Source organism: Streptomyces sp. NPDC018833 (assembly GCF_044390825.1).
In the GTDB taxonomy this organism is placed as follows: Bacteria; Actinomycetota; Actinomycetes; order Streptomycetales; family Streptomycetaceae; genus Streptomyces.
In genome coordinates, this window is sequence record NZ_JBIRZM010000001.1 from 438,391 (window position 1) to 464,118 (window position 25,728).

Here is a 25,728-nt window from a genome sequence, read left to right on the forward strand (position 1 = left end):
ATGACGTCGCTCCCTTCGGTCTCGCCGTACGACAACATGTCCCCGGTCGCCCAGGTCGCCTACCGGGCCAGGGCCGCCGCCGCCGACCTCGCGCCGCTGCCGCGGTCGGCGAAGGACGACGCGCTGCTGGCGATCGCCGACGCGCTGGAGGTCCGCACCAGCGAGATCGTCGCTGCCAACGCCGAGGACATCGCCCGGGCCCGCGAAGCCGGCACGAGCGAGGCGATCATCGACCGGCTCACGCTCAACCCCGAGCGGGTGCGTGCCATCGCCGCGGACGTGCGCGATGTGGCGGCCCTGCCGGATCCGGTGGGCGAGGTGGTGCGCGGGTCGACCCTGCCCAACGGCATCGACCTGCGCCAGGTGCGCGTCCCGCTCGGCGTCGTCGGCATCATCTACGAGGCCCGGCCCAACGTGACCGCGGACGCCGCCGCCCTCTGCCTGAAGTCGGGGAACGCGGTCCTGCTGCGCGGCTCCTCCTCCGCGTACTCCTCCAACACCGCCCTGGTGAAGGTCATCCGGGACGCTGTCGGCGGCTCCGGGCTGCCGGCCGACGCCGTGCAGCTGGTGCCCGGCGAGAGCCGTGATTCCGTGCGGGAGCTGATGCGCGCCCGCGGCATGGTCGACGTCCTCATCCCGCGCGGCGGGGCCTCCCTGATCCGGACGGTCGTCGAGCAGTCCACCGTCCCCGTCATCGAAACCGGCACGGGCAACTGCCACGTCTACGTCGACGCCGAGACCGACATCGACATGGCGGTCGAGATCCTGATCAACTCCAAGGCGCAGCGACCGAGCGTCTGCAACGCCGCCGAGACCCTCCTCGTCCACAAGGACGTCGCCGCGGCCTTCCTGCCGCGCGCCCTGGACGCGCTCGCCGACGCGGGCGTGACCGTCCACGGCGACGAGCGCGTCGTGGAGTACGCGGACGCCACCAAGGCCACGATCGTGCCGGCGACCGCCGAGGACTGGGAGACCGAGTACCTGTCCTACGACATCGCCGCGGCGGTCGTCGAGTCGCTGGAGGCGGCCGTCGCCCACATCAGGCTCTGGTCCTCCGGTCACACCGAGGCGATCGTCACCACTTCGCAGGCCGCGGCCCGCAGGTTCACCCAGCTGGTCGATTCGACGACGGTCGCCGTGAACGCGTCCACCCGTTTCACCGACGGTGGTCAGTTCGGATTCGGCGCGGAGATCGGGATCTCCACGCAGAAGCTGCACGCGCGCGGCCCGATGGGCCTGCCCGAGCTGACCTCGACGAAGTACATCGTCACGGGCGACGGTCACGTCCGCTGACCGTCAGCGGCGCCTTCCCGGGCGTCACCCGGGTGGGGAGAGTTCGCCCTCTCCCTGCCCAAACCCCCCGTCCCGGTCTACTCTGAGAGCGTGCCGGACGACGTGGGGGGCAGGCCGTTTCAGGACGGCGGGGACCCTGAGGACTCTGTCGACCGCGGGGGCGCGGATCAGGACTTCGCCTCCGTGGTGTTCGACGAGGACTTCGTACGGGCCGCCGCGATCCATGAGCCGACCGCGATCGAGCGGCTGCTGGCCGCCGCCGAGGCGCGCGCCGAGGCCGACGCCGCTCGCTCGGCCCCGCGCGGTGCCCCCTCCGACGACGATCTCTACGACGAGCTCCACGTTCCCTACGGCCATGGCCATGGCCGGGAGTACGCGGACGAGGACGACGATCTCGGCCCCGTGAGCCCCTACGGCCGCCACGGCGGGGCTCTGCGTCCCTACCGAGGCTCGGCACGCTGGCACCGGCCGGTGGCCTGGATCCTGGCCCTGGTGATGGGCATCGGCATGGTCGCCCTCGCTTTCACGGCCGTCTACCGGGGAGCCTCCGGCAACCGTCAGGACCAGGTGCCGCAGCCCGCCCGGACGGGCGTGGACGCGCCGCCGACAGGGGCCACGGTCAGCGGCCGCGGGGGCGGTCCCACCACCGCCGCCGCCGACCGCCCGGCACCACGGGTCCACGCGGAACCGCGCACCCCCTGAAACGGGGCGTGCGGCCATGTGGCCGAGCGCGTGAGAAGTCGTCACAACTCGTCTGTACCAGCGCGTTTATCGTGCCCGCGTCAGACCTACCCTGAAAGTATGGCTCGGCGCGGAGACCCGCCTGAGGGGACGCCCGAGGGGCTCCCTGGCGGTGAGGACGAGTACCGATCCGTCGTGTTCGACGAATCGTTCGTACAGGCTGCCCGGGTCCAGGAATTCTCCGCCGAGGAGCGTATGGGCGAGCACGCTCCCGCCGTTCGCAGCCTTCCCGCAGCGGGCATGCGCCGCGCCTCGAAACAGATTCTGCTGTTCGTCCTCCTCGTCGCCGTCGCCTTCGGTACCGCCGTCTATCTCGGCATCCGCCAGCCCCACCAGCCTGGGGCGGTCAGGCCGGCGGAACAGCTCCGCATCACCCTCGTCCCCCTCGCGCCCCGCGGCCCGGTGCCCGGCGGCACACCCGCCGAACTCTTCGCGGACAGCCCGGCCGCCCAGTACCGCAGCGGGGCTGCGGGGATCACCATGCCCGCGGTCCGCCGCACCGCCCACTTCAGCGAGGGCCAGGTGCTGACCGCCCTGGCCACGGCCAAGGACTTCCTGGTCGAGTCGTCCCTGGACCCCGACGTGCTCACCGGCGGCGCGGTGCGCCCGGTGCGCGCGCTGCTCCATCCCGACCAACTGGCGCAGTTCGACCGGAGCGTGGCCTCCCCCGCCGCCGACGGCCGGCACGCGACCACGGGGTGGCTGGTGCGCTTCGACCCGGCGAAGGTGGCGCTGGCCGACGACACCGTGCGGGTGGAGGGCACCCTGATCGTCACGGAGACGGCATCCGAAGCGCTGGAGATCACCTCTGACCACACCTTCGTCTACGCGCTGCGGCCCGCCGCCACGACCGGACCCGCGAGCGACGAGGCGTCGCTGTTCACCGTGCGGCGCGAGATGCGCTTCCGCTTCGACCGGGACGACCTACGCCACCACCGGTTGGAGGCACTGGCCGGGTCCGTCCACGCAGGGCCGCAGGACTGCGGATCCGACGCGACGGGCTTCCTGCGGCCGCTGCTCGCCGGCCAGCGCGCCGGCACGGACGGCCCGGCTGTCACCGACCCGTACGCTCCGGGCCCTGCGACAGCGTCCCTGTGCGGGACGCTGTCCTCCGCTGCCCAGCCGTCTCCTTGACGCGGCTGGGTCCGTCCGGGCTCCGGCCAGTGGGAGGGGCGCCCCTGTGCGGGACGCTGCTCTCCAGGCGCCCAGTGCCCAGCCGCCCCTACGCCGCCCCGCTGCCTAGCCGACGCGGCTGGGTCCGTCCGGCTCCGGCCGCGTGACCGCGTCCCTGTGCGGGACGCTGCTCTCCAGGCGCCCTGCCGCCCAGTGCCCAGCCCGCTCAGCCGTTCCCCTGCCGCGGCTGGGCTCGTCCGGGCTCCGGCGTGGTCGTGGCGCCCGCCGCAGGGGGCACGACGCGCCCGGGTACGGTCGGCGTCCCGGCCGTCGGGAGCGGCGTGCACACCCCGGGCCGCTCGGGGTCGGCTCGGGCCAGCCTGGCCGCCCCCGGAGCGAGGGCGTCGCACGCCCGCATCGCTCAGCCTGGCTCGGGCCGACCCAGGCGGCCCCCGCCGAGCGCACCCCGCTTGCCCGGCAGGCGCGGCGCGCCGCGTGCCGCTCGGTCAGGCGTCCGGCGTGCCGCCGCCACCCGTGCCGGTGCCCGGGGCGCCGCCCGTGAACTTGTCGCGCAGCCTGCCGCCCAGGTCGCCCGCGCCGCCGGCTATGTCGCCGACCAGCTTCATCAGCGGATCCTTGCTGGTGCGCACCGACTCCGCGTAGTGCGACGCCGACTCGCGGAAGGAGTCGCTCACCGAGGTGTCCTTGTCCTCCGCGCGGCGCGGGTAGTGCCCGTCCATGATCCGCTGGTAGTCGCGGCTCTCCGCCCACTTCTTCAGCTCGGCGGCCCGGACGGTGGTGAACGGGTGCGAGCGCGGCAACACATTGAGGATCTTCAGCACCGAGTCGCGGAGATCGCCGCCGGCCTCGTACTCCTCGGCCTGCGCCAGGAACGCGTCGACGTTCATCTCGTGCAGATGATTTCCACCGGCGATTTTCATCAGGCCGCGCATCGACGCCTGTAGGTCCTGGCCGACCAGCAGACCGGCGCGGTCCGCCGAGAGCTCCGACTTGCGGAACCATTCCCGCAGCGCCGTCACGATCGCCATGATCGCCATGTTGCCGAGGGGGATCCAGGCGACCTTGAGGGCCAGGCTGGTGAGGAAGAGCAGGATCGTGCGGTACACCGAGTGGCCCGACAGCGCGTGGCCCACCTCGTGGCCGACGACCGCGCGCATCTCCTCCTCGTCGAGGAGCTCCACGAGGCCGGTGGTGACGACGATGATCGGCTCGTCCAGGCCGATGCACATCGCGTTGGGACGCGGGTCCTGCGTCACATACATCGCGGGGACCTTCTCCAGGTCCAGGATGTAGCAGGCGTCCCTCAGCATGCTGTGCAGATGCGCGAACTGGGCGTCGCTCACCCGCACCGAGTCGGAGAGGAAGAGCAGTCGCAGGCTGCGCTCGGGCAGCAGCCCGCTGAGCGCCTTGAACACGGTGTCGAACCCGGTGAGCTTGCGCAGCGCCACCAGCGCCGAGCGGTCCGCCGGATGCTCGTAAGCCCGTGAGGAGATGTCCGGGAACCTCTGACGCCGCCTGCTCGGCGCCTGCTCCTGGCTTTCGGTCATGGTGCCCCCTGTTGTTGTCGCGAGCCGTGCTCGTCCCCCTTTGACGGCACCCAGCGTAGGCGCTGGGGTTTGACGCGGCGGGGGGCTGTGGATAACCGCAGTTGCCGAGCCGTGGACAACGACAACGACCGAGTCGGCGTGAGCGTGCCCGAACGGCCCGCATACGATGTGCGCGAAGTCTCTGCCCCGACTCCCGATCGATAGGTCCTGCTGAAGATGAGCCTCACCAGCGCTGCTGCCGCCAACCTGGTCACTCTCGCCCAAGGCGGCGAGCACGGTGGCAACCACGAAAGCCTCAACCCGTACATCACCGGCGGCGGCGCCCTGCTCGTGCTGCTCCTGCTGCTGTGGGTCACCACCCGCTTCAACCGCGACCGCTGAGTCCCGGGGCGGCCGCCCGTGCCAGTAGGCTCTGCACGCATGGGAGAGCAGAACGTGGCTACGGGTTCCGGTTCCGGCAAGCGCCGGCTCGGTGTGATGGGCGGGACGTTCGACCCGATCCACCACGGGCACCTGGTGGCCGCCAGCGAGGTGGCCGCCCTTTTCCACCTCGACGAGGTGGTGTTCGTGCCGACGGGGCAGCCGTGGCAGAAGACCCACAAGAATGTGTCACCTGCCGAGGACCGCTATCTGATGACGGTCATCGCCACGGCGTCCAACCCCCAGTTCTCGGTCAGTCGGATCGACATCGACCGCAGCGGGCCGACGTACACGATAGACACGCTGAGGGAGTTGCGTTCCCTCAACGACGACGCGGACCTCTTCTTCATCACGGGCGCCGACGCGCTCTCCCAGATCATCGGCTGGCGGAACGCCGAAGAGCTTTTCTCGCTCGCCCATTTCATCGGTGTGACCCGGCCGGGCCATGACCTGACCGACGACGGGCTGCCCGAAGGTGGAGTCTCCCTGGTGGAGGTTCCCGCGCTCGCCATCTCGTCGACCGACTGCCGGGAGAGGGTCGCCCAGGGTGACCCGGTCTGGTATCTGGTGCCGGACGGTGTGGTGCGCTACATCGACAAGCGCCAGTTGTACCGCGGCGAGTGAGCCACGGAGAGGGGCACCGGTGAACGACCAGCAGCATCCTTACGACCCGTACCGCCAGCAGCCGCAGATCGTCGGCTACGACGAGTACGGACAGCCGGTCTACCAGCAGCCCCAGCCGTACGACCCCTACGCACAGCAGCAACCCCAACACCCTCAGCAGCCGTATCCCCAGCAGTCCGCGGGGCAGCAGCAGGGGCAGCAGCCCCAGGCCGGACAGGATTACGGTTACGACCCGTACGCCCAGCAGGGCACGGACAGGTCGGGCCGGCCGGACCAGTACGGGCAGTACGACCCCTACGCCACCCACCAGCACCACCCGCAGTCCGGCGGACAGGGATACGGCTACGAAGGGTACGGATACGACACGGGCACGCGGCCCGCGGTCGTGGACACCACCCAGCAGTGGAACATTCCCCATCAGCAGCCCGTTCCCGCCGAGCAGCAGGCTCAGGCTCAGGCTCAGGCTCAGGCTCAGGCTCAGGCTCAGGCTCAGGCACAGGCACAGGCACAGGCACAGGCACAGGCACAGGCACAGGCACAGGCGCGGCGCCACGACCAGGCCCGCGCCCAGGCTCAGGCCGCGCCCGGTCCGGCGGCCGTGCCGGAGCAGCGGCGCGGTGCGGACGACCGCGACTACCGCACCGAGCAGTTCTCCTTCATCGAGGAGCCCGATGAGGACTCCGAGGACGTTATCGACTGGCTCAAGTTCACCGAGAGCCGTTCCGAACGCCGGGAGGAGGCCAAGCGCCGCGGCCGCAACCGTGTCGTCGCGCTCGTCGTCACGATGGCGCTCGTCCTCGTCGGCGGCGTCGGCTACCTCTGGTACGCGGGGAAGCTGCCCGGCCTGTCCGATGCCAAGAGCACTGGCGGCACGGCGGCCGGCCCGCAGAAGCGCGACGTCATCGTGGTCCACCTGCACAACACCAAGAGTGAGCGGACCTCCACGGCGCTCCTCGTCGACAACGTGACCACTGGGCAGGGCACCACCGTCCTCCTCCCGAACACCCTCTCTGTCGCCAACGACGACGGCACCGCCACCACGCTCGGCAAGTCCGTCGAGGACGACGGGTCGACCGGGACGCGCGAGTCGATCGGGACCCTGCTCGGCGCGAAGCTCTCCGGCACCTGGCGGCTGGACACTCCGTACCTGGAGAACCTCGTCGAACTGGTCGGGACGATCGATCTGACGACCGACATCGGGGTGCCCGGCGTGAAGAAGGGCGACGATCCCCTGGTGAAGAAGGGCGAGAACCAGACCCTCGACGGACGCGCCGCCGTCGCCTACGCCACGTACGTGGGGCCCGGTGAGGCCGAGGAGAAGCAGCTGCAGCGCTTCGGCCAGGTCATGCAGGGGGTGCTGAAGAAGCTCCCGGACGACCCCAGGTCGGCGACCGTCGTCATCGAGACCCTCGCGCAGATCCTCGACCCCTCCCTGAACGAGAAGGACCTCGGCACCTCGCTCGCCTCCCTCGCCGAACACGCCAAGGGCGGCGACTACCGGACCGCCCTACTGCCCGTGCAGCAGGACGGCACGCTCACCGAGCAGGCGGCGAACAGCGTGGTCAAGGACGTGCTGGGTGGCTCGGTCAGCGCACCGGAGCAGGGTGCGGCCGTGCGGGTCGGCATCAAGAACGCCACCGGCGACGACAAGGCCACCGAGACGGCCAGGATCTCGCTCGTCAACGGCGGCTACACGGTGATCGACAGCGGCAGGGCCGACACCGTCGCCACCTCGCGGATCACCTACGGGGACGAGGCGCAGAAGGCGAAGGCTGTCGAGGTCGCCAAGACGCTCGATCTGCCCGTGGACGTGGTCAAGAAGGGCAAGGCCGCCGCGAACGCCGATGTGTCGGTGGTCCTCGGCTCCGACTTCAAGGCAGGCGACACAGCGGACTGAGGTGGCCAGGCGGACTGATGCGGGCAGGGTCCGGGCGGACGGGGCCGGCCGGCCCACTGATGCGGCCCGGTCCGTCGGACCGTGGCGCCGGCCGACTGAAGCGGCCCGGCCGGGCGACCGTGGCGAGCCCGTCGCCGCAGCCGAGCCCTGGGCCTGGCGGTCGGGCTCCGGGAGCTGACGTGGCCCCCCGGGATATGTCGGTGAGGTGTGTCGGCGGTCCGTGAGACCCTTGAAGGGTTCCCGACCGCCGACGAAAGCCTGCTTGTGACCGCCACGGACCGTTCCATCGAGCTCGTCAACACCGCCGCCCAGGCGGCCGCCGACCGGCTCGCGCACGACATCATCGCGTACGACGTCAGCGACGTGCTGTCGATCACCGACGCCTTCCTGCTCGCCTCAGCCCCCAGCGACCGTCAGGTCAAGTCGATCGTGGACGAGATCGAGGAGCGGCTGAACAAGCAGCTCGGCGCCAAGCCGGTGCGCCGCGAGGGCGACCGTGACGCCCGCTGGATCCTGCTTGACTACGTCGACATCGTCGTCCACGTCCAGCACAGCGAGGAGCGCGTCTTCTACGCCCTGGAGCGGCTGTGGAAGGACTGCCCCGAGCTCCCGCTGCCCGAGGACGCCAAGAAGACCCGCGGCAAGGCCGAGGAGCACGCTCGGCTCGCCGGCAAGGAAGCGGAAGGTGAGCTGAGCTGAACGGCACGAGGGGCGGGGGTGCGGCCGGTGACGTCCGTACCAGCAGGAAGCGGGGCCGCCGTGTGGTCCTGTGGCGCCACGGACAGACCTCGTGGAACCTGGAGCGCCGTTTCCAGGGCTCCACGGACATCGAACTGACCGAGACCGGGATCGCGCAGGCGCGCCGCGCGGCCCGGCTGCTCGCCGCGCTGAAGCCCGACGCGATCGTGGCCTCCGATCTCAAGCGGGCCGCGGCGACGGCGGGCGAGCTGGCCGCCATCACGGGCGCCGACGTCTCCTACGATGCGGCGCTGCGCGAGACGTACGCGGGCGTCTGGCAGGGCCTGACCCACGAAGAGATCATCGCGCAGTACGGCGATCAGTACGCCGCCTGGAAGCGCGGCGAGCCCGTGCGCCGCGGCGGCGGCGAGCTGGAGACCGAGGTCGCGGACCGGGCCGCGCCCGTGGTTCTGCACCACGCGGAGAAGCTGCCCGACGACGGCACGCTCGTCGTCGTCAGCCACGGTGGCACCATACGTACGACCATCGGCCGGCTGCTGGGCCTGGAGGCCCGCCACTGGGAGAGCCTCGGCGGTCTGTCGAACTGCTGCTGGTCCGTGCTGGGCGAGGGCGCGCGCGGCTGGCGGCTGCTGGAGCACAATGCAGGAACGCTTCCCCAGCCGGTGCTAGGCGACGACACCTGAGACCCGACGGCCCTCCCGGCAGGCTCCCGCCCTGCCGCGCAGAGGCCACGGGTCCGGCACCGGTCACGCCCCGGCGACGACCGCCGGGGCGGCCCGCGGACCCGGATTTCACTTTCCGGCAGGTCGCAGGCTAAAGTTCATCTTGTTCGCAGCGCGGCGCGCGAAGAACACGCGGGGCTATAGCTCAGTTGGTAGAGCGCCTGCATGGCATGCAGGAGGTCAGGAGTTCAATTCTCCTTAGCTCCACAATCACGATCCCGTCCCCGGCAGGGGGCGGGATCTTCGCGTTGCGATCCCGTGTGATCCCCACAGGGACTCCTGGGCGCTCGGCGCCGGTCAGTCCCGCAGCGCCCGCAGCGTCCGCCCGGCTGCTCCTGGCCGCTGTGCTCGCCGCGCAGTTCATGGCGCTCCTCGACACTTTCATCGTCAACGCCGCGGCACCCACGATCCGTGCCGAACTCCGTACCTCCGGCGCCGGCCTGCAACTCGTCGTCGTCGGATACACCATCTCCTACGCCGTCCTGCTCGGGCACCGGCGCCCGCCTCGGCGCGCTGCTCGGGCACCGGCGCGTGTTCCTCGGGGGCCTGGCGGTCTTCACCGACTCGTCGCTCGCCTGTGGAGTCGCCGCCGGCACCGGGCAGTTGATCGCGTTCCGCTTCCTCCAGGGGGCGGGTGCGGCCCTGATGATCCCTCAGGTGCTCAGCCTCATCCAGCGCATCTTCACCGGAGGGGGCGGGTGCGTGCGCTCGGACCTACGCCGCGGTCCTCGCGAGCGGTGCCGCCGCCGGCCAGGTCGTCGGCGGGGTGGTGGTCAGCGCCGACCTGTTCGGTACGAGCTGGCGGCCCGTCTTCCTCGTCAACGTGCCCATCGGCCTCGCCCTCCCGCTCGTGGGAGCGCGGGTGCTGCCGCGGGACCGGCGGGAGACCGGCGCGCGCACCCGCTCGCTCGATCTGCCCGGACTGGTGCTGCTCACGGCCGCGGTGTCGCTGTTCACCGCTCCGCTCGTCCTGGGCCAGGAGCAGGACTGGCCGCCGTGATCCTGGCTGTCGCAGGCGGCGTCCGTCTTGATCGTGTGTGGCCTGCTGGCGTACGAGGCGCGGCTCGCCGGGTGGGGCGGCGCTCCCCTGATCTCGCCGCGGGCGCTGCGCACTCCCGGTATCGGGCCGGCGGCGCTGAGGATCGCCGCCGTCATGGCGGTGAACGCCGCCCTCCTGTTCACGATCACGCTCCACGTCCAGGGCGGGCTGGGATGCAGCGCACTGCGCGCCGGGCTGCTGCTCGCGCCCTCCGCCGTCGTGTTCGGCGTCGTGGCGATGACCTGGTGTCGCTGCCGGTCGCCTGGCACCGGGCCATGGTTCCAGCGGGGTTCCTCGTGACCGGTCCGACGACTGCTGCCGTGGGCGCGCTGCTGCGGGACGGCGGAGACGGCGGACCGTTGCTGTTCGCGGCCTTCGTCGTCAGTGGTGCCGGAAGAGCCCCGGTGCCTACAGCCCCACCCTGACCGGCACGTTGGCGAAGGTGCGGCAGGAGGACGCCGCGGACGCCAGCGGGCTGCCGGCCACCGTCACCCACTTGGGACAGCTCATCGGCATCGCGCTGTTCGGCACGCTTTTCCTGGGCCGGCTCACCGAATCCGGACCGCGCGGTTCCGGGAACGCACTCTGGGTGACCGCGCTCGCGCTGGCGGCGGCCTGTGGACTGGGTGCCGTGGCCGGTCTCGTTCGCAAACGCCGCTGACCTCCTTGCGTGGCCATGGCAGAATCGGACGGCCGGAGGGGACACCGGCGGTACGGGAGGGAGAGCACGATGTCCGCCAGCGGCGAGGAAGCCGAGGAGGCTGCCGATGACCTGCTTGCCACGGCGGAGGCGCGTGCTCGCCTCAACTGCCCATCCTGCGGTTCCGCCCATGTCGCCCAGGTCCTCGGGGACAACGGAGGCGTTTCCTACGTGTGCACGGCCTGCGGCCACAGCTGGAGCTGAATGATGGGTGCCCACAGGCGGAAATGCGACTGGTGCGGCAGCGGTACGCCGATCGTCAGGGACATGGATCCGGTCAATCCTGAGTACCAGTACTGGTGCGAGGAGTGCGCGCGGGCGCTGATCATAAAGGGCGACCCCATCGAGACCTACCGGGAGCTCGAGGGGGAGCCGATCTACGGCCGGTTGCTGGACGAGCACTGCACCCTCAAGCGCTTCTACTCGTTCGCCACAGCCTGAGCCGGCCTCCGCATCCTCCGCCCCGCCTGTGCGAAATGGACATTCCAGGCGTCACCGGTCGTCGGCGGAAACGATTTGGAGATGCGCCGACGGGAGCGTTAATGTTCTCTACGTCGCCGCGGGGGAACCCGGACGGGGCGGCACACGGCAAGGGGCTATAGCTCAGTTGGTAGAGCGCCTGCATGGCATGCAGGAGGTCAGGAGTTCAATTCTCCTTAGCTCCACAGAAGAAGAAGGCGGGCCACCCGATCGGGTGGCCCGCCTTCTTGTCCATTGCGCCATCCGTCAACTCCGGCCGCTGCCCAGCGCCTTGCGGTTGCTGCTGGGCAGCGCGGGCCGCGACGGCTCCGGCGCCGGAGCCGCCACCTGCTCGATCCGCATCGCGAGCGCGGGACAGCGGCGCACGGCACGCTGTGCGCGCCCGCGCATGTGCATCGGCACGACCGCGTCCGCCACCGACGGGTAGCCGTCGGGGTTCAGCCGGATCAGCTCCGGGATGATGTCCGCGCACAGCCCGTGCCCCTGGCAGAGCGTCCAGTCGATGAAGACCTTCTCGCCGCTGGGAATGGACTCCTCCGCCTCCTCGTAGCCGGGCAGCGGCAGGGGCAGCACCCCGGTCGTCGGGCGCCCGCAGCCGCCGTCCAGCACATGGGCGGCGAGATCGTCGGTGAAGGCGGACAGGGTCGACGCGAAGAAGCGTGCGGAACCGTCGGGGTGCTTGCACGCGCCGCGTCCCTTCACCGCTCCCGTTACCTCCCGCAGCGCCTCCAGTGCCGCCGGGCCGCCGCCGTTGATCACATCGGCGAGACCGCCGGCCGCGGCGGGCAGGCCGAGCTTGCACGGCCCGCACTGACCCGCGGTCTCCGCGGCGAGCCAGTTGGCCACGCGCAGTGACTCGCCGAGCGGACACGTCTCCGGGCCGATGGGCAGGATCGCCCCCGCGCCCAGGGCGCCTCCCACGGACGCCAGGGACGCCTTGGAGACGACCGCCTCGTGCACCGCGACGGAGTCGATCCAGTTGCCGTGGTAGCCGCCCGTGAGCACGCCCTGCGGCAGCGGCGGCGCACCGGCCAGCTGGAGCACGTACCGAAGCGGGACGCCCGTGGGGACCTCGACGACCATGGGGCGCGCGACCGCGCCGGAGATCGTCAGCATGACCGTCCCGGGCTCGGAGTCCAGGCCCGTGTGGCCGTAGCGGCGCGAGCCGATACGCGCGGCGACGGCGAGCTGCGCGAACGTCTCCGCATTGGACAGCAGTGTCGGCGCGCCGCCGACCCCGGAGTCCGCGGCACGCACCCGGCGGCCGGGGGGCAGCGCCGGGCCGCCGTTGACCGCGCGGATGACGGAGGAGGCCTCACCGGAGACCATCCGCTCGGGTGTGCGGACGACCCTGGCGCGCAGCTGCTGCCCGCGCCGGTCGCTCAGGCCGCGTTCGGCGAGGGCGGCACGCATCGAGACCTCCGTGGAATTACGGGTGACCGCGACGACAAGGGTGCGTGCGCCGAGGGCCTCGGCGGCCAGCAGCGCGCCGTCCAGGATGAGATGCGGCGCACGGTTGAGCAGCACCGTGTCCTTGCGGCAGGCGGGCTCCCCCTCGCTGCCGTTGACGACGACGACGGGCCGTACGCCGCGCCGGATCGCCGATTTGGCGACGGCGCGCAGCTTCTTGCCGAACGGGAACCCGGCGCCGCCGCGGCCCGTCAGCGATATCTCCTCGGCCAGTTGGGCGAGCCGCTCGCCGCTGACCGGCTCCAGCGGCCCGTGGACCTTCAGATGCATCTGCAGGTCCAGGCGTTCGACCAGGTCGAAACCCTGCGTCAGCTGGGGGAGTCCGACGACGCGGACCTCGGGGACATCGGGGAGCGGGGTGTTCACGGTCGTTCTCCTGCAGGTGCGTTCCAGGGTTCTCCGGCCGGCGGCTGGAAGAGGGGTCCTGGCATAGGCGCTGTCTCGTCGTACGCGGCGGGGGCGCCGGTCCCGTACGCGGAGCGGTCGTCGTACGGGAAGGGTGAAGCGGCCTCGTTCGCACCGGCGGCGCCGTAGGAGCCGGCGGGGGAGCCGTAGCCCGCGGTGGTGTCGTCGACGCACACGGCGTCGTAGCCGGCCGTGGGCCCGTACGACGCGGCGGCGGGTTCGTACGACGCGGCGGCGGGTTCGTAGGACGGCGTGGTGGAGTCGTAGGCGGGCGGGGTGTCGTAGGACGGCGTGGTGGAGTCGTAGGCGGGCGGGGTGTCGTAGGACGGCGCCGGGTCGAACGGCGGGGGAGGGGTGTCGTACAGCGGGGGTGCCTGCTCAGGCACCGCCTGGGCCGGCGGGGGCGGCGAGGGCGTGGGCCAGGTGCCCGGACGGGATCCCGTCTCGGACACCACGGGTATCTCCTCGGTCATCGGCACCCGCTCGGCGAGCGGAGCCGGGTCCTCGGCCGCCAGGGACATGGCCCGGTAGGCCGCGGCCATGCGGGGCCCGCGCCGGGCGCCGGAAGCGCTCGGCACCACCGTCGGCTCGGTGTCCGGGGGCGGCGGGGCCTCGTAGAGCTGCGGCGCGGGGGCGGCCAGCCGAGGGGGCTGCGCACGCGCCTGTCCGAGCGGCGGCTGGAACTCCTGCTCGTACGGGCGCTGCGGCGGAATGCCGTTCGCCCGGTCCATGCGGTCCATGCGGTCCATGCCCGCGGATACGGTCGGGCGGCCCGTCCCGTTCAGTCCGCCCGCGCCCGGCAGCGGCGAGGTGGCCGGGTCCCGCTGTGCCTGCTCATCGGCGGAGAGCGGTCCGCCGTCGGCGGCGCCGGTCAGGGACATGATCCTGGCGGCGACGCGCCGCTGCACCGGCCGCGGCAGCAGCCGGACCGACACGGCGGCGGCCACGCCGAGCAGGGCCAGGCAGTACATGGTGACGACCCAGGTGGCGGCGGGGCGACCCGCGTAGAGTCCGTGCACCAGGGCGAAGGACCAGGCCGGATAGGCCAGCATGTGCAGCGGCCGCCAGCGGCCCGCGACTCGGGGGTTGCCCGCCAGAGCGCTGCGCAGCGCGCCCGTCGTGGCGGCGACCACCATCAGGAATCCGGCCAGCGATCCGAAACCGATCAGGGCAGAGGTGCCCGTGACGCCGAGGCCGAACGGGATCAGAGCGCCGATCAGTGCCACATGCCCGAGCGAGACCTTCACGGTGGCGTGCAGCAGCAGGAAGCCGAGCGAGGCGATCGCGGTCGTCCGGTGGATGCCCTGGGCGAGCAGGCGGTGGCGCGGTGAGAGGAGCACCCGGTCGGTGGCGATCAGTCCCCACGCGACCGAGGCGGTCAGCGACACCAGGGACAGAACCCCGGTGGTGAAGTCGAGTGCGGCGCGAAAGCTGTCGCTGCCCCCGATGGCGAGTACGGGGATGAGGATCAACGCGGCCGCGTAGAGGCCGCCTTGCACCGGGCGGCCGAGTACGGGCCCGGGGCCCGGCGACAAACGCTGTTTGAGACGAGGGTTCATGGGGCGACTCCGAATGGTGCGGGAAAGCTGTCCCGTTGACGCACTCTAGGTCGACGCATACCGCCCAGTACGAGGTTTCACTGTTATTAACGGTGAAGCTCCGGCAACTGACCCGGGGGGTTGCCCTGTATAGGGTCGATACGCGGGGTAACGCGGACACCATGATCGCTCCGAGTGGCCGCTCGGCCTGTCGCGCGGCACGGTGGAAGGCGTATGCGGCCACTTCCCCCGCTGCGGTACCCTGGCGCCATGCGTGCCGTACGCCTTCTGCTTAGCGAGCCGCGCTGATCAGTCCCGGCGGATGAAAGAACCCGTCGGAATCGGCGCGGCGTCCCCTCCTGTGCGAGGGGATTTTTCATTTCGTCACCGGATGAATCAGCGGCAGCTGGCAGAGACGATCGATGGAGCTTTTAAGGATCATGAGCGAGATGACTTCTGCTGCCGAGGCAGCAGCCCCGCATCGTTATACGGCTGCCATGGCAGCCGACATCGAGGCACGCTGGCAGGACTTCTGGGACGCCGAGGGGACCTACGAGGCGCCGAATCCGAGCGGTGATCTGGCCGGCGACCCGGACGTGGTCGCCCGACCCAAGAAGTTCATCATGGACATGTTCCCGTACCCCTCCGGTGCGGGACTGCACGTCGGCCACCCCCTGGGATACATCGCCACCGACGTCTTCGCCCGCCACCAGCGCATGACCGGGCACAACGTCCTGCACACCCTGGGCTTCGACGCCTTCGGCCTGCCCGCGGAGCAGTACGCCGTGCAGACCGGCACCCACCCGCGGGTGTCCACCGAGGCCAACATCGAGAACATGACCGTCCAGCTGCGCCGGCTGGGTCTGGGCCACGACAAGCGCCGCTCGTTCGCCACGATCGACCCGGACTACTACAAGTGGACCCAGTGGATCTTCCTGCAGATCTTCAACTCCTGGTACGACGACAAGGCGAAGAAGGCGCGCCCCATCGACGAACTGGTCGCCCAGTTCGCCAGTGGTGAGCGTTCCCTGCCCGGCACGCGCGCGTGGAGCGACCTGAGCGCCAAGGAGCGCGCCGACGTCCTGGGCGAGTACCGCCTGGCGTACGCCTCCGACGCGCCCGTCAACTGGTGCCCCGGGCTGGGCACCGTGCTGGCCAACGAGGAAGTGACGTCCGACGGCCGCTCCGAGCGGGGCAACTTCCCCGTCTTCAAGGCCAAGCTGCGCCAGTGGAACATGCGTATCACCGCCTACGCCGACCGGCTGCTGGACGACCTGGACGCGCTGGACTGGCCCGAGGCCATCAAGCTGCAGCAGCGCAACTGGATCGGACGCTCCGAGGGCGCCCGTGTCGACTTCCCCGTCGACTCCCGTCCCGATGCGAAGATCACCGTCTTCACCACCCGCCCCGACACCCTGTTCGGTGCGACGTACATGGTGCTGGCGCCCGAGCACGGCCTGATCGACTCGATCCTGCCCGCCGAGTGGCCCGAGGGCGCCAAGGAGTCCTGGACCGGCGGTGCGGCCACCCCGGCCGTCGCCGTCGCCGCCTACCGCAAGCAGGCCCAGACCAAGACCGACGTCGAGCGGCAGACGGAGCACAAGGACAAGACCGGTGTCTTCACCGGCGCCTACGCGCTGAACCCCGTCACCGGCTCCCGCATCCCCGTGTTCGTCGCCGACTACGTGCTGATGGGCTACGGCACCGGCGCGATCATGGCCGTGCCGGGACAGGACGAGCGGGACTGGGAGTTCGCCGAGGTCTTCGAGCTGCCGATCGTCCGCACCGTCCAGCCGCCCGAGGGCTGGGAGGGCGAGGCGTTCACCGGCCAGGGCACGGCCATCAACTCCGCCAATGACGAGATCTCGCTGAACGGGCTGGACGTCGCCGAAGCCAAGAGCCGGATCATCGAGTGGCTGGTGGCCAAGGGCATCGGCGAGGGGACCATCAACTTCCGGCTGCGTGACTGGCTGTTCAGCCGCCAGCGCTACTGGGGCGAGCCCTTCCCCATCGTCTACGACGAGGACGGCGTCGCGCACGCCCTGCCCGAGTCGATGCTGCCGCTGGAGCTGCCGGAGGTCGACGACTACTCGCCGCGCACCTTCGACCCGGACGACGCCGACACCCAGCCCGAGACGCCCCTGTCGCGCAACGAGGACTGGGTCAATGTGACGCTGGACCTGGGCGACGGTCCGAAGAAGTACCGCCGCGAGACCAACACCATGCCCAACTGGGCAGGTTCGTGCTGGTACCAGCTGCGCTACCTGGACCCGCACAACAGCGCGAAGCTGGTCGACCCGGCCGTCGAGCAGTACTGGATGGGCCCCCGAGAGGGTCAGCCGCACGGCGGGGTCGACCTGTACGTCGGCGGTGCCGAGCACGCCGTACTGCACCTGCTGTACGCCCGGTTCTGGTCCAAGGTGCTGTTCGACCTGGGGCACGTCTCGTCCGCGGAGCCGTTCCACAAGCTGTACAACCAGGGCATGATCCAGGCGTACGTCTACCGGGACAGCCGCGGCTTCCCGGTGACGGCCACCGAGGTCGAGGAGCGGGACGGGAAGTTCTTCTTCGAGGGCGAGCCCGTCAAGCGCGAGCTGGGCAAGATGGGCAAGTCCCTGAAGAACGCGGTCACTCCCGACGAGATCTGCGCCGAGTACGGTGCGGACACCCTGCGGCTGTACGAGATGGCGATGGGTCCCCTGGACGTCTCGCGCCCGTGGGACACCCGCGCGGTCGTCGGCCAGTACCGGCTGCTGCAGCGCCTGTGGCGCAACATTGTCGACGAGTCGACCGGCGAGGTCACCGTCGTCGACCCCGAGGACGCCGACATCGACGCGGACACGCTGCGCGCCCTGCACAAGGCGATCGACGGTGCGGGCCAGGACCTGGCGGCGATGCGGTTCAACACGGCGATCGCCAAGATCACCGAGCTGAACAACCACCTGACCAAGACGGTCGGTCCGCTGTCACGCTCGGTCGCCGAGCGGCTGGTGCTGCTGGTCGCTCCGCTGGCCCCGCACATCGCCGAGGAGCTGTGGCACAAGCTGGGCCACACCGGCTCGGTCGTGCACGCCCCCTTCCCGGTCGCCGACCCGGCGTACGTCGTGGACGAGACCGTGACCTGCGTCGTGCAGATCAAGGGCAAGGTCAAGGCCCGGCTGGAGGTGTCCCCGTCGATCAGTGACGCGGACCTGGAGGCGCTGGCTCTGGGCGACGCCGCTGTCGTGGCGGCGCTGGGCGGCGCGGGCATCCGCAAGGTCATCGTGCGGGCGCCGAAGCTGGTCAACATCGTTCCCGCGTAACAGGACCAGGGTCTCCCCTAGGGGCAGGTCGAGGGTTCCGATGGAACCCTCGACCTGTCCTTTCCGTTTACGGTGGGAAGTACCAGAACCGATTGCCGGAGGGCGTTCATGGATGCCGGAGCCGTAATCACGATCCTGGCGCTGCTTTTCTTCGCCTTCGTGGCATTGGGGGTCTATGTGGCAGTGAAGGTCGTGGGCGCCGCCAAGCGCGGGGTCGAGCGCACGGTCACCCAGGCCCGTCGCACCGTCGAGGACACCACACTGCGGGCGAGGAGCTACGGACAGGGAGGTGTGACCGGCGAGCTGGCGCAGCTGCGGCTGGCCCTGCGCACATCGATGCGGGCGACCCAGGAGGCGTTGCACGCGGGTGCGGCGGAGGACGCGTCGCTCTCCGAGTCGCTGGCTCTGTTCCACCGGTTGAGCGCCCATGGGCAGGAACTCGACGCGGAGCTCAAGCGGCTGGAGCGCGAGCCCGACCGGGCGACGGTGGCCTCGCTGCTGCCGGGCCTGCGGGAGCGTACCGAGCGGATCACGCACTCCGCGGAGTCGCTGCGGTGGGCGGCGAGGGACCGCGCGCAGAAGTTCGCCGAAGACGAGCTGGACGTGCTCAGCGCCCAGATCGACATGGAGGCGGGTGCGCTGAGGCACTGGTCCGTACAGGACCCGGACGCGGCGCCGGCGACGGGGGCCTCGTCGTCGTCGGCCCAGGGTTCCGCGACGACCGGCGGGCCGGCCGACCGGTCTCGGGCGCAGTCGTCGGGGCCGTCGCGGCTCTCCGAGTCCTCAGAACCCTCGGGACCGTCGGCGCAGGAATCGGAGCGGTCCGCTCCGGGACAGCCGCAGGCCATCACAGCGCGTGATCCGCGGCAGCAGACCACCTATCCCTGGCAGAAGTCTGCCCGCCCCGAGACCACCAATTGATCAGGGCGGAGCGGGCGCGCCGCCGTTCGGACCCGTCTGCCGAACGCCCCGGAGGAGCGTGGAGCGGGGTCGGGCTGCCGCACGGCCCCGCCTGCGGGTAACCTCCCGCTCATGTCCCGCCATGTCGCTATCGTCACCGATTCAACGGCCTACCTGCCGCCACCGATGATGGAGCGGCACGGCATCACCGCGGTGCCCCTGACCGTCGTGCTCGGCGATCAGGCGCTGCAGGAGGGCACCGAGATCTCGGCCCGCTCGCTGGCCCTCGCGCTGCAGAAGCGCAAGCCGGTGACCACGTCCCGGCCCAGTCCCGAAACGTTTGCGCAGACCTATCGGGCGATCGCCGAAACCGGTGCGACCGCGATCGTGTCGCTGCACCTGTCCTCGGAGTTCTCCGGGACCTTCGACGCGGCGGTGCTCGCGGCGAAGGACGCCCCCGTGCCGGTGCGGGTCGTCGACACGGGAATGGTCGCCATGGCGCTCGGCTTCTGCGCACTGGCCGCGGCCGAGACGGCGCAGGCGGGCGGTTCCCTGGACGAGGCCGCCGCGGCGGCCGAGAAGCGCGCCGGTGGAACGTCCGCCTACTTCTACGTCGACACCCTCGACTATCTGCGCCGCGGCGGCCGGATCGGCGCCGCACAGGCCCTGCTCGGCTCCGCGCTCGCCGTGAAACCGCTCCTCCAGCTCGAAGGAGGCCGGATCGAACCGCTGGAACGGGTGCGGACCGCCTCCCGGGCCATCGCCCGGCTGGAGGAGATCGTCGTTGAGCGGGCCGGTACGTCTGCGGTGGACATCGCGGTCCATCACCTCGCCGCGCCCGAGCGGGCGGCGGCCCTGGCGGACCGGCTGCGCGACCGGGTCCTCGGACTGGCGGACCTCCATGTGAGCGAGGTCGGCGCGGTGATCGGTGCGCACACCGGACCCGGTCTGCTGGGAGTTGTGGTCTCGGCTCGCTGAAAGGGGCGGTGCGGCAGGGCAGTTGTCACCGCCTCTCACTCACGAGGGTGGCGGAGATGTCCACAACAGGCTTGTTGTCCACAGAAATCGGGCCTGCCCGGCGGATTCGGGCACATGTGCCTACCGTCCTGTGGCATGACTCTTCGATCACGCTCCGCAACGAGTGGACCCGGCCGTGCCCCGGCCTCGGACGGACGCATGCACCACGGCCGCCTGCGCGTCGGCCCCAGGGGCCGTCACCGCGCCGTGGGGCAGGGCTCCGCGCGAACCTCCGCAGCCGACCCGGTCGTCAGGGCGGGCCCCCCGGTGAACCGGCGCCTGGACCAGGGTTCGGGGTCGGGCTCCGGCTCGGGCCCGGTGGCGGGAGCGGGAGGGGGTACAGGTGCGGGCTGGGGCTCGGGCCCGGTGGCGGGCGCCGGGCCGGCGGGGGTGTCGCCACACGGCGCGAGGGAGGCGGGCGCGGGTGGGGAAGCGGGAGCAGGGGCGAGCCGGCCGCCGTTCTCCGGAAGCGATCCCATGGCGGGTGCTGACCCTGACGCCGATCTGCGGGCGGCGGCGGGGGGATTCACTGCCTGGGGCGGGGCTGTCCCGAGGCCAGGCGCTCCGCCTGCTACTGCGCAGCCCGGTCTTCTGCGGCCGGGGCGGCTGCGGCGCGGCCGGGCGTCGTCCCCCTCCGCCGACGCCCTCCGCCGGAGGGCCGATGCACTGTTCGCGGGAGCCCTGCCGGCCCGGCGGGAGGCGGCACGTCTCGCCGGGGCGAGTCAAGACACTCGGCCGAGGCAGGGCCCTCAGCCGAGCCAGGAGGCCCGGACGGTCCAGGACGCCGGTGAGAGCCCTGACACCCGGCTGACCCACGACACTTGGCGGAGCCAGGAGGCCCGGCCGGTCCACGACACCCGGCCGGTCCACGACACCCGGCCGGTCCACGACACCCGGCCGGTCCACGACACCCGGACAAACCAGGGGGCCCGAGCGAGCCATGACACCCGGGCCCGCCTCGACGCCCCGCCTCCGCCCGGCACCTCCCACGCCCCGGCCTACCGGCCCCTGGACGGCGGAGCCCGTGCCGCAGCGGCGGAGCTGCGCGCCTCGGCCTACGGGGGCGGTCTCCGCGTCAGGCGACCCGGGCCGGGCGCGGACACGGCAGCGACGGCGGCCGGAGGCGGGCGCGGACCCGACAGCGGGGCGTCGCGCCGCGCCGACACCACCGGCATGGGGCCGCGGCGCACGGCTCCGTGGCGGGGCCTCGCGCTGCGGGAGCGGCTGCCGGTGTGGGTCCAGCTGAGATGCGGACTGGAGCCGAGGACGCTCGCGGCTCTCGCCGTCGTGCTCGTTGCCGCCACGGTGTTCGCCGCCCAGCACTTCTGGGCAGGGCGGCCGCAGGCTGTACGGGCTCCGGAGGTGGTGCGGCAGGGAGCCGCGCAGCCGCTGTCGGAGGAGCCCATGACGGGACCGGCACCGTCGACCGGTGCGCCCCCGCTCCCCGAGGCCCGGCAGGCTGCCCGGATCGTCGTGGACGTGAGCGGCAAGGTCCGTCGGCCGGGAGTACTGCGCCTGCCTGCCGGGTCACGGGTGGCCGATGCTCTGGAGGCGGCCGGGGGAGTCGCGGCGGGAACGGACCTGACGGGCCTCAACCGAGCACGTGTGCTGATGGATGGAGAGCAGGTGGTGGTCGGAGGGCCACCGCCCGCCGGAGCAGCCGGTCCATCCGGCCTGTCGCGCCAAGGTCCGGCAGGGGCGGATGCCGGACCGGTCAGCCTCAATACGGCCACCGCCGAGCAGTTGGAGACGCTGCCGGGCGTCGGCCCGGTGCTGGCTCAGCACATCATCGACCACCGCACCCGGCACGGCGGCTTCCGTTCGATCGACGAACTGCGCGAGGTCAACGGGATCGGTGACCGGCGCTTCGCGGACCTGCAGAATCGGGTGCGGCCATGACATGCGCGACCGTCCACGCCGCGTCGGTGAACCGGCTGGGCGCGGCAGACCCGCGGCCGGAGGGCCCCATTGACCTCCGCCTCGTCCTTCCCGCTCTGGCGGCCTGGGGCGCGGCAGCGCTCGCAGTCGCCGCGCCGGGCTGGTGGACGGCGACGGGTGTGGCCGCATGTCTCGTTGCCGCGGGCACGATCGCGCTCGCGGTGATCGCGCAACGCCGGGTCAGGGCCCGTGCCGGGGTGCCGTACGGACCCGAGGCGAGCGGCTCGGTGCCACGTGCCCCCGAAGCAGGCGGATGGCTCCTGCGGCTCAACGCCACCGCTGCCGTAGCCGTGTTGCTGTGCGCCGCCGCCGGGGCCGCCTCCGCTGGGCTGCATGGCGCCGATCTGCGCCGGGGGCCGCTGCCCGGCCTCGCCCGTCACCGTGCGCACGTGACGCTGGAGCTGACCGTCACCTCGGACCCGAGGCCAGTGCGCCCCAGGGTCGTCGGCAACCGGCTGGCACCGGGAGTCACGGTGCTGAACGCCGAGGCGACGCGGGTGACGGGGCCAGGCGCTGTCAACACCGACATGCGCACACCGATCCTGGTGATGGTCCCCGCCGGCCGCGCGGCCACCGAGTGGCAGAGGCTGCTCCCCTCCACCCGGCTGCGGCTCACGGGCCGCCTCGTACCGCCCCTCCGGCCGGACGACCGCATCGCCGCCGTGCTGCGCACGGAAGGCTCCGGCCCACCCCGGATCACCGGACCGCCGACGGCTCTTCAGCGCCTGGCGGGGGATCTGCGCGCCGGGTTGCGCGAGGCGTCCGACGGCCTGGCGCCGGACGCGCGGGCGCTGCTGCCCGGCCTGGTCGTCGGTGACACCTCCCGCGTGCCGGAGGACCTGCACGAGGCTTTCGAGGCCACGGACCTGACGCATCTGCTCGCTGTCTCGGGCAGCAATCTCACCATCATCCTCATCCTTCTGGTCGGTCCTCCGGGCCGGGCGCTGCTCGCCGAACGGGGCGGCATGGCGCCACGATTGGGCATCACCCTGCGCGGCACAGCCCTTCTGGGCGGAGCGCTCACACTCGCCTTCGTCGTGGTGTGCAGGCCGGAGCCGAGCGTGCTGCGAGCGGCGGCCTGCGGACTCGTCACCCTGCTCGCCATCGGGACGGGCCGCCGCAGATCGCTCATCCCCGCGCTTGCCGCGGCCGTGCTCCTGCTCGTGCTGTACGACCCATGGCTGGCGCGCAGTTACGGATTTCTGCTCTCCGTGCTGGCGACAGGGGCGCTGCTCACCATCGCGCCCGGGTGGAGCGCCGCACTCCAGCGGCGGCGCGTGCCGCCGCGGCTCGCCGAGGCCCTCGCGGCGGCCGCCGCCGCTCAGGCGGTGTGCGGCCCCGTGGTGGCGGTGTTCGCCGCCCGGGTCAGCCTGGTCGCGATCCCCTGCAACCTCGTTGCGGAAGTCGCCGTCGCGCCCGCCACGATCCTGGGCTTCGCCGCGCTGGCGGCGGCGCCGGTGGTGATACCGGTCGCGGGAGTGCTGGCCCTTTGCGCGGGGTGGCCGGCCGGCTGGATCGCCCAGGTCGCCCGGACTGGCGCGGCGCTGCCCGGCGCCGACGCGGAGTGGCCGGACGGCTGGGCCGGCGGGTTGCTGCTGGCGGCGGTCACGGCCGTGGTCCTGCTCCTGGTCCGACGCCTGCCGCGCCATCCCCTGGTCGGCGCGGTGTGCGCGCTGCTGATGCTCTTCTTCGTACTGCGCCCGCCACCGCTCACCAGAGTCATCAGCGGCTGGCCGCCGCCGGAGTGGAACTACGTGATGTGCGACGTCGGTCAGGGGGACGCCACCGTGCTCGCGGCCGGGAGCGGGACGGCCGTGGTCGTGGACGCGGGCCCAGACCCCGAGCTGGCGGACCGCTGCCTGCGGGACCTCGGAGTGACAAGGATTCCGCTGCTTCTGATCACGCACTTCCACGCCGACCATGTCGCCGGCCTCCCCGGCGCGCTCAAGGGACGGAGCGTCGGAGTCATTCAGACGACGAGGCTCCAGGAACCGCCCGGGCAGGCCGCGTTCGTCCGCCGCGTCGCCGCGGAGGCCGGTGTGCCGATCGCGCACGCGGCACAGGGGGAGCACCGCCGCACCGGCGGCATCGACTGGCAGGTGCTGTGGCCGGACCACAGGCAGGGCACGAGACCGCAGGGGCCGAATGACGCCAGCGTCGCCCTGCTGGTCCGCGCGGCCGGGGGCCTGTCGCTGCTGCTCCTCGGCGACCTCGAACCGCCCGCCCAGCAGGCCCTGCTGCGAGCGCATCCCGCGATACCGAGGGTGGACGTGCTCAAGGTGGCCCACCACGGCTCGGCGTACCAACACCCAGGGCTGCTCGCGGCCATCCGTCCGAGACTGGCGCTCATTTCCTGTGGCCGGGACAACCCGTACGGCCACCCTGCGCCGGTGACCGTCGGCATGCTGCGGGCCCGCGGGGCGATGGTGCTGCGCACAGACCGGGACGGGGCGATCGCGGTGGCGGGAGCGGGGCCCCGGCTGCGGGTCACGACCCGCGCAGGCCCCGCAGAGCACTAGGCCCGGGGACCGAGGCGTTCCGCCGGGCGACCCGGGACCGGCGACCGCCTGGCCCGGGACCGGAGGCGCATGGCATGGGGGCATGAGACCGAGGAGACTTCATGGCATGGGAACACCAGGACAGGAGCCCGAGCCGCCGCAGGCGCTCCCGCAGCGGACCGTCGACGCCTACCTGCGCCGCATCGGCGCCGACCGCCCGGCGCGGGCCGACGCGGCGGCCCTGCGCGAGCTCCAGCTCCGGCATCTGCACACCGTGCCGTTCGAGAACCTGTCGATCCATCGTGGCGAGGACCTCGTCCTCGCCGACGAGCCGCTCGTCGCCAAGATCGTGGAGGCGCGGCGGGGCGGCTTCTGCTACGAACTCAACGGCGCGTTCGCGGCGTTGCTCCGCGCTCTGGGCTTCACCGTGACGCTGTACCAGGCGCGCGTCTTCGGGGAGGGCGGGCGGCTGGGCATCCCGTACGACCACCTCACCCTGCGGGTGGAGCCGGTGGACGGCACCGGGCCCTGGCTGGCCGACGTCGGGTTCGGGGACCACAGCCACCATCCGCTCGCGCTGGACGACAGGGGGGACCAGCAGGACCCGGCAGGCGTGTTCCGGATCGTGGCTGGGGGGCGGTACGGGGACCTCGACCTGCTGCGGGACGGCAAGCCGCAGTTCCGGGTGGACACCCGGCCGCGTGACCTCACCGACTTCGAGGCGGGGGCCTGGTACCACCGCACCTCGCCCGCTTCGCACTTCACGCGGTCCCTCGTCTGCTCACGGCTGACTCCCGAAGGCCGGATCACGCTGAGCGGACGCACCCTGGTGGTCACCGAGCACGGTGAGCGGCACGAGCGGCAGCTCTCCGACGACGCTGCGGTACTGGCGGCGTACCAGGAGCATTTCGGGCTGGTGCTCGACCGGCTGCCGCCCGATCCCGCGGCCCGGTGATGTGCCCTTCGGGTCCGTGTACGCGCGCGTGCCGCCCGGCGAATGCCGTGTCGCTCCGGTCGCGGGCTGCACGCCGCTGGCCGCACGGGTGGCGCGCGGTCGCGGGGCTATGGGGCCTCGAGCCAGCCCTCGTACTCCGCGGCGAACTCGTCGAGGGCGCGCGCGTCCAGGCGCCCGTCGGGGTCCTCCACCACGAGGAGCCACTGGGCGTCCTCGGCGTCGTCCTCGCCGGCCAGCGCGTCTCGCACCAGTTGCGGTTCATCGGTGACGCCGAAGCGTCCGGCCAGTTCCTCGGCCGCGTCCTCGGCGGCGTCGCGGTCGGGCAGCACCAGTACATGTCGTTCGCTCACCGGCCCATTCTCCGGTACGCCGCGGGATGCGCCGAGGAGTGTCAGTGGCCCGTGGGATG

General features: G+C 71.9%; 19 protein-coding genes, 2 tRNA genes and 1 pseudogene. 18 read left to right on the forward strand and 4 right to left on the reverse strand.

What is annotated here, in order from left to right:
* The 3 genes from ACH5AF_RS01920 (at position 1) to ACH5AF_RS01930 (ending at position 3,168) form a co-directional block, all read left to right on the forward strand.
* Positions 1 to 1,293 carry a glutamate-5-semialdehyde dehydrogenase gene (locus ACH5AF_RS01920; RefSeq protein ID WP_398899330.1) on the forward strand — a complete coding sequence of 431 codons (1,293 nt, stop codon included), beginning with the start codon at positions 1 to 3 and terminating at the stop codon, positions 1,291 to 1,293.
* Positions 1,294 to 1,383: 90 nt separating this feature from the next.
* A complete protein-coding gene (locus ACH5AF_RS01925; protein WP_398899331.1) occupies positions 1,384 to 1,995 on the forward strand; it encodes a hypothetical protein in 612 nt (203 codons plus the stop codon).
* 99 nt (positions 1,996 to 2,094) lie between these two features.
* Positions 2,095 to 3,168, forward strand: coding sequence for a hypothetical protein (locus tag ACH5AF_RS01930; protein WP_398899332.1), 1,074 nt, complete (start codon positions 2,095 to 2,097; stop codon positions 3,166 to 3,168).
* 485 nt (positions 3,169 to 3,653) lie between these two features.
* Here the strand turns inward: ACH5AF_RS01930 and ACH5AF_RS01935 are convergent, their stop codons facing one another.
* The gene (locus ACH5AF_RS01935; RefSeq protein ID WP_398899333.1) at positions 3,654 to 4,715 is read right to left on the reverse strand and encodes a M48 family metallopeptidase; all 1,062 of its coding nucleotides are present in this window, start codon (positions 4,713 to 4,715) and stop codon (positions 3,654 to 3,656) included.
* 216 nt (positions 4,716 to 4,931) lie between these two features.
* On the opposite strand from ACH5AF_RS01935, the gene ACH5AF_RS01940 reads away from it, so the two are divergent.
* The 9 genes and pseudogenes from ACH5AF_RS01940 to ACH5AF_RS01980 all read left to right on the forward strand — a co-directional run bounded on the left by ACH5AF_RS01940 (position 4,932) and on the right by ACH5AF_RS01980 (position 11,481).
* Positions 4,932 to 5,096: a hypothetical protein gene (locus tag ACH5AF_RS01940; RefSeq protein WP_215184465.1), complete on the forward strand. Its 165-nt coding sequence runs from the start codon at positions 4,932 to 4,934 to the stop codon at positions 5,094 to 5,096.
* 39 nt (positions 5,097 to 5,135) lie between these two features.
* Entirely contained in the window at positions 5,136 to 5,759 is a 624-nt protein-coding gene (gene nadD, locus ACH5AF_RS01945) for a nicotinate-nucleotide adenylyltransferase (RefSeq protein WP_398899334.1), read from the forward strand.
* A gap of 19 nt (positions 5,760 to 5,778) precedes the next feature.
* On the forward strand, positions 5,779 to 7,656 hold the full coding sequence (locus ACH5AF_RS01950; protein WP_398899335.1) for an LCP family protein: 1,878 nt from the start codon (positions 5,779 to 5,781) through the stop codon (positions 7,654 to 7,656).
* Positions 7,657 to 7,920: 264 nt separating this feature from the next.
* Positions 7,921 to 8,355: a ribosome silencing factor gene (gene rsfS, locus ACH5AF_RS01955; RefSeq protein ID WP_215184459.1), complete on the forward strand. Its 435-nt coding sequence runs from the start codon at positions 7,921 to 7,923 to the stop codon at positions 8,353 to 8,355.
* Entirely contained in the window at positions 8,352 to 9,038 is a 687-nt protein-coding gene (locus ACH5AF_RS01960; protein ID WP_398899768.1) for a histidine phosphatase family protein, read from the forward strand. The genes rsfS and ACH5AF_RS01960 overlap by 4 nt, the downstream gene beginning before the upstream one ends.
* Positions 9,039 to 9,211: 173 nt before the next feature.
* Positions 9,212 to 9,284, forward strand: a tRNA-Ala gene (locus ACH5AF_RS01965).
* Positions 9,285 to 9,439: 155 nt separating this feature from the next.
* Positions 9,440 to 10,777: pseudogene (locus ACH5AF_RS01970) on the forward strand (MFS transporter).
* A 306-nt stretch (positions 10,778 to 11,083) separates the two neighbouring features.
* Entirely contained in the window at positions 11,084 to 11,257 is a 174-nt protein-coding gene (locus ACH5AF_RS01975; protein ID WP_018846673.1) for a hypothetical protein, read from the forward strand.
* Between the two features lie 151 nt (positions 11,258 to 11,408).
* Positions 11,409 to 11,481, forward strand: a tRNA-Ala gene (locus ACH5AF_RS01980).
* Between the two features lie 61 nt (positions 11,482 to 11,542).
* Here the strand turns inward: ACH5AF_RS01980 and ACH5AF_RS01985 are convergent.
* Positions 11,543 to 13,132 (reverse strand): ferredoxin, encoded by a 1,590-nt coding sequence (locus ACH5AF_RS01985; RefSeq protein ID WP_398899337.1) that lies wholly within the window; start codon positions 13,130 to 13,132, stop codon positions 11,543 to 11,545.
* Complete coding sequence (locus tag ACH5AF_RS01990; RefSeq protein WP_398899338.1) at positions 13,129 to 14,730, reverse strand: hypothetical protein; 1,602 nt, start codon at positions 14,728 to 14,730, stop codon at positions 13,129 to 13,131. Before ACH5AF_RS01990 ends, ACH5AF_RS01985 begins: the two co-directional genes overlap by 4 nt.
* Positions 14,731 to 15,149: 419 nt before the next feature.
* Here ACH5AF_RS01990 and leuS point away from each other — a divergent pair, with 419 nt between their 5' ends.
* From leuS to ACH5AF_RS02020, 6 genes are all read left to right on the forward strand, one after another.
* The gene (leuS, locus tag ACH5AF_RS01995; protein WP_398899339.1) at positions 15,150 to 18,011 is read left to right on the forward strand and encodes a leucine--tRNA ligase; all 2,862 of its coding nucleotides are present in this window, start codon (positions 15,150 to 15,152) and stop codon (positions 18,009 to 18,011) included.
* 108 nt (positions 18,012 to 18,119) lie between these two features.
* Positions 18,120 to 18,932, forward strand: a complete 813-nt coding sequence (locus ACH5AF_RS02000; protein ID WP_398899340.1) for a hypothetical protein — start codon at positions 18,120 to 18,122, stop codon at positions 18,930 to 18,932.
* Between the two features lie 111 nt (positions 18,933 to 19,043).
* On the forward strand, positions 19,044 to 19,889 hold the full coding sequence (locus ACH5AF_RS02005) for a DegV family protein (protein WP_398899341.1): 846 nt from the start codon (positions 19,044 to 19,046) through the stop codon (positions 19,887 to 19,889).
* Positions 19,890 to 21,101: 1,212 nt separating this feature from the next.
* Complete coding sequence (locus ACH5AF_RS02010) at positions 21,102 to 21,827, forward strand: helix-hairpin-helix domain-containing protein (protein WP_398899342.1); 726 nt, start codon at positions 21,102 to 21,104, stop codon at positions 21,825 to 21,827.
* Complete coding sequence (locus ACH5AF_RS02015; RefSeq protein ID WP_398899343.1) at positions 21,824 to 24,385, forward strand: ComEC/Rec2 family competence protein; 2,562 nt, start codon at positions 21,824 to 21,826, stop codon at positions 24,383 to 24,385. The genes ACH5AF_RS02010 and ACH5AF_RS02015 overlap by 4 nt, the downstream gene beginning before the upstream one ends.
* A 106-nt stretch (positions 24,386 to 24,491) precedes the next feature.
* Positions 24,492 to 25,319, forward strand: coding sequence for an arylamine N-acetyltransferase (locus ACH5AF_RS02020; RefSeq protein WP_398899344.1), 828 nt, complete (start codon positions 24,492 to 24,494; stop codon positions 25,317 to 25,319).
* A gap of 107 nt (positions 25,320 to 25,426) precedes the next feature.
* On the opposite strand, the gene ACH5AF_RS02025 is transcribed toward ACH5AF_RS02020, so the two are convergent.
* A complete protein-coding gene (locus ACH5AF_RS02025; protein ID WP_398899345.1) occupies positions 25,427 to 25,669 on the reverse strand; it encodes a hypothetical protein in 243 nt (80 codons plus the stop codon).
* Between the last annotated feature and the right edge of the window lie 59 nt (positions 25,670 to 25,728).

What these genes read in the sequence shown, in the direction of transcription:
- ACH5AF_RS02005 (WP_398899341.1), top strand. Translation starts at nt 19,044, where the DNA reads ATGTCCCGCCATGTCGCTATCGTCACCGATTCAACGGCCTACCTGCCG.
- ACH5AF_RS02000 (WP_398899340.1), top strand. Translation starts at nt 18,120, where the DNA reads ATGGATGCCGGAGCCGTAATCACGATCCTGGCGCTGCTTTTCTTCGCC.
- ACH5AF_RS01990 (WP_398899338.1), bottom strand. Translation starts at nt 14,730, where the DNA reads ATGAACCCTCGTCTCAAACAGCGTTTGTCGCCGGGCCCCGGGCCCGTA.
- ACH5AF_RS01935 (WP_398899333.1), bottom strand. Translation starts at nt 4,715, where the DNA reads ATGACCGAAAGCCAGGAGCAGGCGCCGAGCAGGCGGCGTCAGAGGTTC.
- ACH5AF_RS02015 (WP_398899343.1), top strand. Translation starts at nt 21,824, where the DNA reads ATGACATGCGCGACCGTCCACGCCGCGTCGGTGAACCGGCTGGGCGCG.
- ACH5AF_RS01940 (WP_215184465.1), top strand. Translation starts at nt 4,932, where the DNA reads ATGAGCCTCACCAGCGCTGCTGCCGCCAACCTGGTCACTCTCGCCCAA.
- ACH5AF_RS02010 (WP_398899342.1), top strand. Translation starts at nt 21,102, where the DNA reads ATGGGGCCGCGGCGCACGGCTCCGTGGCGGGGCCTCGCGCTGCGGGAG.
- ACH5AF_RS02020 (WP_398899344.1), top strand. Translation starts at nt 24,492, where the DNA reads ATGGGAACACCAGGACAGGAGCCCGAGCCGCCGCAGGCGCTCCCGCAG.
- nadD (WP_398899334.1), top strand. Translation starts at nt 5,136, where the DNA reads ATGGGAGAGCAGAACGTGGCTACGGGTTCCGGTTCCGGCAAGCGCCGG.
- ACH5AF_RS01930 (WP_398899332.1), top strand. Translation starts at nt 2,095, where the DNA reads ATGGCTCGGCGCGGAGACCCGCCTGAGGGGACGCCCGAGGGGCTCCCT.
- ACH5AF_RS01975 (WP_018846673.1), top strand. Translation starts at nt 11,084, where the DNA reads ATGGATCCGGTCAATCCTGAGTACCAGTACTGGTGCGAGGAGTGCGCG.
- leuS (WP_398899339.1), top strand. Translation starts at nt 15,150, where the DNA reads ATGAGCGAGATGACTTCTGCTGCCGAGGCAGCAGCCCCGCATCGTTAT.
- ACH5AF_RS01920 (WP_398899330.1), top strand. Translation starts at nt 1, where the DNA reads ATGACGTCGCTCCCTTCGGTCTCGCCGTACGACAACATGTCCCCGGTC.